A 6,798-nucleotide genomic window follows, 5' to 3' on the forward strand; every position below is an offset into this window, starting at 1 on the left:
CCCATGAACGACCCCACCCCCACCCCCACGGCCGACGCCCATCAGGGCCTGCACAGCGAGCAGGGAGCCCTGCGCGGTGAGCACCCCGGCCGCGCGGCCCAGCCCGTGATCAAGGTGGCCGACCTGGCGTGGCTGGAGTTCACCAAGCCCGACCTCGACCGCGCACAGACCTTCGCCCACGACTTCGGTTTCACCACCGCCGCCCGCACCGAAGACACCCTCTATCTGCGCGGCGCCCTGGCCGGCACTCACTGCCTGGTGATCCGCCGCGGACCCGCCTCCCGGTTCGTCGGCCCCGCCTTCCAGGCCTCGGACGCCGCCGACCTCGATCGCCTGGCACGCGCCACCGGAGGCCGGGTCCGGCCCCTCACCGAGTACGGCGGCGGCCTGGTGGTGGACCTGCTCGACCCCTCCGGGATGCCCGTCCGCGTCGTGCACGGCGTCGCCGAGCAGCCCGCACGTCCGCTGCAGCAGCCCCTGCTGGTGAACACCGGCCGCACCGCCGTCCGGCTCAACGCCACCCAGCGCCCGCCCCGCAAGCCCGCCCGGGTGGAGCGCCTGGGCCACGTGGTGCTGTCCACCCGGGTCTTCCAGCGCTCCCTGGACTGGTACCTGCAGCACCTGGGCCTGATCGTCAGCGACTTCCTCTACCTCGACGGGCAGCGCGACCGCGGCCCCACCATGGCCTTCATCCGCTGCGACCGCGGCGGCCAACCGGCCGACCACCACACCCTGGCGATGCACCTGGGTCCCGACTCCGGCTATGTCCACTCCGCCTACCAGGTCGCCGATCTCGACGCGCTGGCTGCCGGCGGCGAGTACCTGCGCGAGCGCGGCTACCGCCGCTCCTGGGGCATCGGCCGCCATATCCAGGGCAGCCAGATCTTCGACTACTGGCGCGACCCCGACCGCTTCATGGTCGAGCACTTCACCGACGGCGACCTCTTCGACGCCACCGTCGAACCCGGATGGGCCGCCATGTCCGCGTCCGGCCTGGCGCAGTGGGGCCCGCCCGCCACGCGGGACTTCCTCGGCACCCGCCCCACCCCGGGGGCGGTGCGCCAGGCGATCTCCGCGCTGCGTGAGGACAACGAGATCGACCGCGCCCGTCTGCTGGGCCTGATGAAGGCCCTTTCGGCGTGAGCGCCGCGGAACCCGAGCACAGCCCCGTCGTCGTGATCGGCGCGGGGCCCACCGGACTCACCGCCGCCACCCTGCTCGCCCGCCACGGCGTGCGCGTCGTGGTCGTGGAGCGTCATCACTCCCCGTATCCGCTGCCGCGCGCCGTCCACCTGGACGACGAGGTCCACCGCATTCTGCAGGCCGTGGGGGTGCACGAGGCGTTCGGCGCGATCAGCCGGCCCGCCCTGGGCATGCAGCTGCTGGACGGCTCCCACCGGGTGCTGGCCGAGTTCCGGCGCGACAGTCTCTGCGGCCGTCACGGCTTCCCCCAGGCCAACATGTTCGACCAGCCCGACCTGGAGCAGCTGCTCCGGGTCAACCTCGCGCACCACCCGCTGGTGACACTGCGCAGCGGGGCCGAGGTCACCGCGGTCGTGCAGCCCCCACGCGGCGGTGCTCCCGTCGAGGTGTCCTTCCGGGACGTGCGCACCGGTGCCTCGCAGACGCTGGTGGCCGATGCGGTCCTGGGCTGCGACGGCGCCAACAGCGTGGTCCGCGGTGCCATCGGCGCCCGGATGCAGGAGCTCGCCGCCCCCCAGCAGTGGCTGGTCGTCGACGTACGATGCCGCCTGCCTCTGCCCGCATGGGACGGCGTCCACCAGGTCTGCGACCCGGGGCGGGCGGCGACGTACATGCGCGTCGGCGAGGACCGCTATCGCTGGGAGTTCCGCCTGCGCCCCCATGAGCAGCCGGCGGAACTCACCGACCGCGGGCGTCTGCTGGAGCTGATCAACCCGTGGACGGCCCAAGTCCCCGAGGACGAACTGCATGTCGTGCGCACCGCCTCCTACACCTTCCGCGCCGAGGTCGCCGACCGCTGGCGGGAGGGCCGTATGTTCCTGCTGGGGGACGCCGCCCACCTCACGCCGCCCTTCATCGGCCAGGGCATGGGCTCGGGTCTGCGCGACGCCCACAACCTCGCCTGGAAGCTCGCCCGGGTTCTCACCGGCCGCGCCCCCGAGTCGCTGCTCGACAGCTATGAGGCCGAACGCTCCGGCCACGCACGCCGGCTGATCCGCACCGCCGTGCTCATAGGCGCTCTCATGACCGGCGGCGGACCAGGCACCGCACTGGCGCGCAGAGCCGCCTTGCCCGCGCTCTCCCGCCTGCCCGGTGCCGCCGGTCTCGTCCTGTCCGCCACCAGCCCGGCGCTGAAGCCGGGCCCCCTGGTCGGCTCCCGCAGCAGAGCCGGCCACCCGCGCCCCGGCACCCTGTGCCCCCAGCACCTGGTCCCGGGCGCGGACGGCCGCGCCCGTCTGCTGGACGAGCTGATCGGCGAACGCTTCGCACTCCTTGCCACAGCCCCGCTCAGCCCTGCCCTGCACTGGGTCACAGGAGTGCTGGATGCCCGCGTCGTCCACCTGCCGGACCTGCGGTTGCCGCAGCCCATCGACGGCGGCGTCCGTGCCCTGGCCGACTGGATGGGTGACGCCGGCGCTGTACTGCTGCGTCCCGACCGGGTCGTCCTCGCCACCGCGGCCCGGCCTCGTACCGGCAGGGCGTTCGGCGACGACCTCGCGGCCGCCGTCGCTCGGGTGCCGGTGCTGTAGGACACCACCACCTCCTGCAGCGCGACCGCTCACCGCCTGAGCGGCTCAGCCGACGTCGAGGTCTCCTGTCGTCACGCCGTCAGCAGACGGCAGGGTGCAGGTCCGCTCCAAAGGCCTGGACATCAAGGCGGACGGTTCCTGCGGTTCCGTCTCACGTACGGGGTGGCGTACCACCTCCGACAGCGGTGAAGAAGCGCTGCGCCGTGGGCGCCGGTGCTCTCCTCGGCACCTGCGCCCACGGTTCACCCCTGCCCGAGATGTCAGGGGACGAGGATGAGGCGGATCGGGTCGCCGATCTTGTTCTCCAGCCGGTGGACGGCGGCGGCGGCGTCGGCCAGGGGGATGTGGTCGGTGATGGAGGGGGCCAGGTCGAGGCGGCCGCGGGAGGCCAGCTGCACCAGCTCGTCGACGCCCTCGGGGGTGCCGCCGTAGTGGCCGCGCACCTGCTTGCACATGTAGTTGAAGGTCAGGCCCTCGGTGATGGTGATCGGCTTGGGCGTGATGCCCACCAGGATCAGGGAGCCGCCCCGCCCGAGCACGGAGGCGGCCTGCTCGCGGACGGCAGGCACGCCGGCACAGTCGAAGGCGAAGTCCATGCCTCGTCCGTCGGTGGCCGCGCGCACCTGGTCGGCGAAGTCGGGGGCGGCCGGGTCCAGAGCAAGGTCCGCTCCAAAGGCCAAGGTGCGCTCGCGGGCGTTGGGCGGCGGGTCGACGGCGATGATCGACGCGGCGCCGACCAGCTCCTCGTTGGCCACCACGGTCAGCGGGTAGGCCTGCTCGGACACGATCGCGGGCCGTACATCCGCCTCGGTCAGCAGCTGCACCTGGTAGCGCGGCGCGCCGTCGTCGGAGGTGTCGGCGGCGTACTCCTCGGCCAGGGTGGCCCACAGGGTCTCCATCCAGCGGGCGGCCATGTCGTCGAAGTCACCGGCGGCATCGGCGATGCCGCGCTCGATGACGGGGGTGGCGCCGGCGGCCAGCAGGGCCTCCTGGATCCGCTTGGGGAAGGCCTGGTAGGTCGCCACCCCGGCGCTGGAGGACCTCCCCTGGCAGGAGCGGCTTCGCCGGCTTGCCGAGGACTTCCGCGCACTGGCGCATCGCCATCCCAAGCTCATGGCGTATTCCTTCCGGCAACCGGACTTCATCCAGCCGCAGGACCCGTTCTGGCTTGCGCTCACCGCGCTACTGGAGAGTGCAGGGGTGTCCGAGCAGGAGATCCCCGAGGTCTCGGCTGTACTGTGCGCCGTCGTGTCCGGCCTGCTGCTCACCGAGATCAACGGCGCCCTGCAGCGGTGGTCCAGCCTGCCACCGGGCACGCCCTCGACCGGCGAGGACATCCGCGTGGCCGAGGGCGGCGAGGATGCCCGCGGTTTCCGGCTCGCGCTGGACATGGCCATCGCGGGCCTGGAGAAGCGACTCGCAGCCAACTGACCTGGCACTGTCCGAGGGGGGCCTCACGCGTTGGCCGGATCGGCCTGATTTGTGCGCGATCGGGAAGGACTCTGGGAGAGGTAGGCATCAAGGGAGTTGCTGCGATGTCCGGGCCGCTTGCACAGGACACGTCCCATCGGTATCTGCCGATCGCTGAACACGGGCTGATCGGGGACCTGCGCACAGTGGCGCTCGTGGGCACCGACGGCACCATCGACTGGTACTGCTGCCCCGCCTTCGACTCCCCGAGCGTCTTCGCCTCCCTCCTCGACGCCGACAGGGGCGGTTCCTTCCAGCTGACAGCCACCGTGCCGGCCAGCACGAAGCAGTTCTACTTCCCGGACACCAACGTGCTCATCACCCGGTTCTTCACCGAGTACGGGCTGGGGGAGATCCAGGACTTCATGCCCGTGACCGATTCCGATGAGGCCGACCGCCACCGGCTGATCCGGCGGGTGGTGTGCGTACGCGGGTCGATCCCGTTCCGGGCCCGGGTCGCCCCCCGTTTCGGCTACGGCGCTCACCCCCACAGGGCACGGATGCTGAGCCGAGCAGTGGTGTTCACCTCCGAGGCGCTGTCGCTGGCGCTGACCGCAACCGTCCCGCTGGAATGCGACGGGAAGGACGGGTGGACGGAGTTCGAACTGTCCCAGGGGGAGGACGCGGTCTTCGCCCTGGACCGGGCCGACGGCGAGATCCCCTCCCTCCGCTGCACGCGGGCCGAGGCGGAGCAGGCCTTCACCGCCACGGTCGGCTTCTGGCGGCGCTGGCTCTCACAGTCCCGCTACCGCGGCCGGTGGCGGGAGATGGTGCACCGCTCCGCCCTCGCGCTGAAGCTGCTCACCTACGCCCCCACCGGCGCGATCGTGGCAGCGCCCACCACCAGCCTTCCCGAGCAGATCGGCGGCGGTCGCAACTGGGACTACCGGTACACATGGGTGCGCGACGCCGCGTTCGCCGTCTACGGCCTGCTCAGGCTGGGCTTCTCCGAGGAGGCCGAGGCCTTCATGGGCTTCCTCACCCAGCACATCGAACGGCGCGGCACCGGACCGTCCGGGCCGCTTCAGGTGATGTACGGCATCGACGGACGCTCGGAGCTGCCCGAACGGGAGCTGGTCCACCTGGAGGGCTACCGGAGTTCGGCGCCCGTGCGGGTGGGCAACGACGCCGCCACCCAGCTGCAGCTCGATATCTACGGCGCCCTGCTCGATTCCGTCTACTTGTACGACAAGTGGTGCCGCCCCATCTCCAGCGGCCACTGGCGTGCGGTGTGTGCCTTGGTGGACTGGGTCTGCGAGCACTGGGACCAGCCCGACGAGGGCGTGTGGGAGACCCGCGGCGGCCGAAAGAAGTTCGTCTACTCCCGCCTGATGTGCTGGGTGGCCATCGACCGCGCCATGCGGATCGCCGTGTACCGCGGCCTGCCCGCCGAGTTGGTCCGATGGGGGCCGGTTCGGGACGCCATCTACTGCCGGATCATGGACAAGGGCTGGTCGGCCACCCGGCAGGCGTTCGTCCAGTACGAGGACGGAGACGTGCTGGACGCCGCCGTCCTGATGATGCCGCTGGTCAGGTTCATCGCCCCCACCGACCCCATATGGCTGTCCACCCTTGACGTCCTCGGCAGGGAGCTGGTGTCCGACTCCCTGGTCTGGCGCTACGACCCCAAGGCCAGTCCCGACGGTCTGGAAGGGGAGGAAGGCACTTTCTCCATCTGCTCGTTCTGGTACGTCGAGGCCCTCACCCGTGCCGGGCGGCTGGACGAGGCGCGCCTGGCCTTCGAGAAGATGCTCACCTACGCCAACCACGTCGGCCTCTATGCCGAGGAGATCAGCCACACCGGCAAGCAGCAGGGCAACTTCCCGCAGGCCTTCACCCACCTCGCACTCATCAGCGCCGCCTTCAATCTCGACCGCGTCCTGGGCTGACCCGTCAGCCTCGCCGACCCCGTCCCGCCCGAGCCCGCTCCCCGGGGCGATATGGGTGCACATATCCGATTTCTACCCCCGTGTGGGAAAGGAAGAGGGTGAGGCGGCGAAGGAAGTGGTGGGGATGCGGATCGTTGTGGATCTCACCCGCTGCCAGGGCTACGCGCAGTGTGTTTTCCTCGCGCCGGAGGTGTTCCAGCTGCACGGCGAGGAGGGACTGCTGTACACCCCGGCTTTCCCCGATGAGCAGCTGGAGCGGGTGCGCCAGGCCGCGGCGGCCTGCCCGGTCCAGGCCGTCCTCCTCGGCGAGGAGGTGAGCCCCGGTGACCGGTGACCTCGCGGAGGGCCGGATCGTCATCGTCGGCGCGTCGCTGGCCGGNNCGGCTCGCTGACCGTGGTCGGCGCCGAGCCCATCCGCCCTACGACCGGCCCGTGCCCCCTCACACGCGAGCGGCTCACCGCCGATCCGCACCGGCCCGGGGTGGCAGCCAGCCTGTCGACGCGCACCGCACGCCGCACAGCCCCTCCACCCACGGCCGCACCGGCCCCTGCACCGCTCACGTGTCCGCAGGGGTGGGCGTGGCGGGCTGCTGCGGTCAGTGCACCAGGAGGCGGGGCTGCAGCAGGAGGCGGGGGGTGGCGCTGGTGCGCACGGCGGTGACGCGGTAGTGGTCGTGGAGCTCGCCGCCGGCGACCAGGGTGCCGCC

General features: G+C 71.7%; 6 protein-coding genes. 5 read left to right on the forward strand and 1 reads right to left on the reverse strand.

The genetic code is table 11. The features are described from left to right. Positions 1 to 3 precede the first annotated feature (3 nt). Both AOK09_RS13120 and mhpA read left to right on the forward strand, forming a co-directional pair. On the forward strand, positions 4 to 1,143 hold the full coding sequence (locus AOK09_RS13120) for a VOC family protein (protein WP_055587347.1): 1,140 nt from the start codon (positions 4 to 6) through the stop codon (positions 1,141 to 1,143). Continuing rightward, positions 1,140 to 2,732, forward strand: a complete 1,593-nt coding sequence (gene mhpA, locus AOK09_RS13125) for a bifunctional 3-(3-hydroxy-phenyl)propionate/3-hydroxycinnamic acid hydroxylase MhpA (RefSeq protein ID WP_055587348.1) — start codon at positions 1,140 to 1,142, stop codon at positions 2,730 to 2,732. Before AOK09_RS13120 ends, mhpA begins: the two co-directional genes overlap by 4 nt. Before the next feature lie 260 nt (positions 2,733 to 2,992). On the opposite strand, the gene AOK09_RS42020 is transcribed toward mhpA, so the two are convergent. Beyond that, positions 2,993 to 3,757, reverse strand: coding sequence for a zinc-binding dehydrogenase (locus tag AOK09_RS42020; protein WP_245687271.1), 765 nt, complete (start codon positions 3,755 to 3,757; stop codon positions 2,993 to 2,995). 88 nt (positions 3,758 to 3,845) lie between these two features. On the opposite strand from AOK09_RS42020, the gene AOK09_RS13135 reads away from it, so the two are divergent. The 3 genes from AOK09_RS13135 to AOK09_RS13145 all read left to right on the forward strand — a co-directional run bounded on the left by AOK09_RS13135 (position 3,846) and on the right by AOK09_RS13145 (position 6,425). Continuing rightward, a complete protein-coding gene (locus AOK09_RS13135) occupies positions 3,846 to 4,163 on the forward strand; it encodes a hypothetical protein (RefSeq protein WP_055587349.1) in 318 nt (105 codons plus the stop codon). 104 nt (positions 4,164 to 4,267) lie between these two features. After that, complete coding sequence (locus tag AOK09_RS13140; RefSeq protein WP_055587350.1) at positions 4,268 to 6,091, forward strand: glycoside hydrolase family 15 protein; 1,824 nt, start codon at positions 4,268 to 4,270, stop codon at positions 6,089 to 6,091. A 124-nt stretch (positions 6,092 to 6,215) separates the two neighbouring features. Next, a complete protein-coding gene (locus AOK09_RS13145) occupies positions 6,216 to 6,425 on the forward strand; it encodes a ferredoxin (protein ID WP_055587351.1) in 210 nt (69 codons plus the stop codon). The last annotated feature ends 373 nt before the right edge of the window (positions 6,426 to 6,798 follow it).

Origin of the sequence: Peterkaempfera griseoplana (assembly GCF_001418575.1) — a bacterium.
Lineage (GTDB): Bacteria > Actinomycetota > Actinomycetes > Streptomycetales > Streptomycetaceae > Peterkaempfera > Peterkaempfera griseoplana.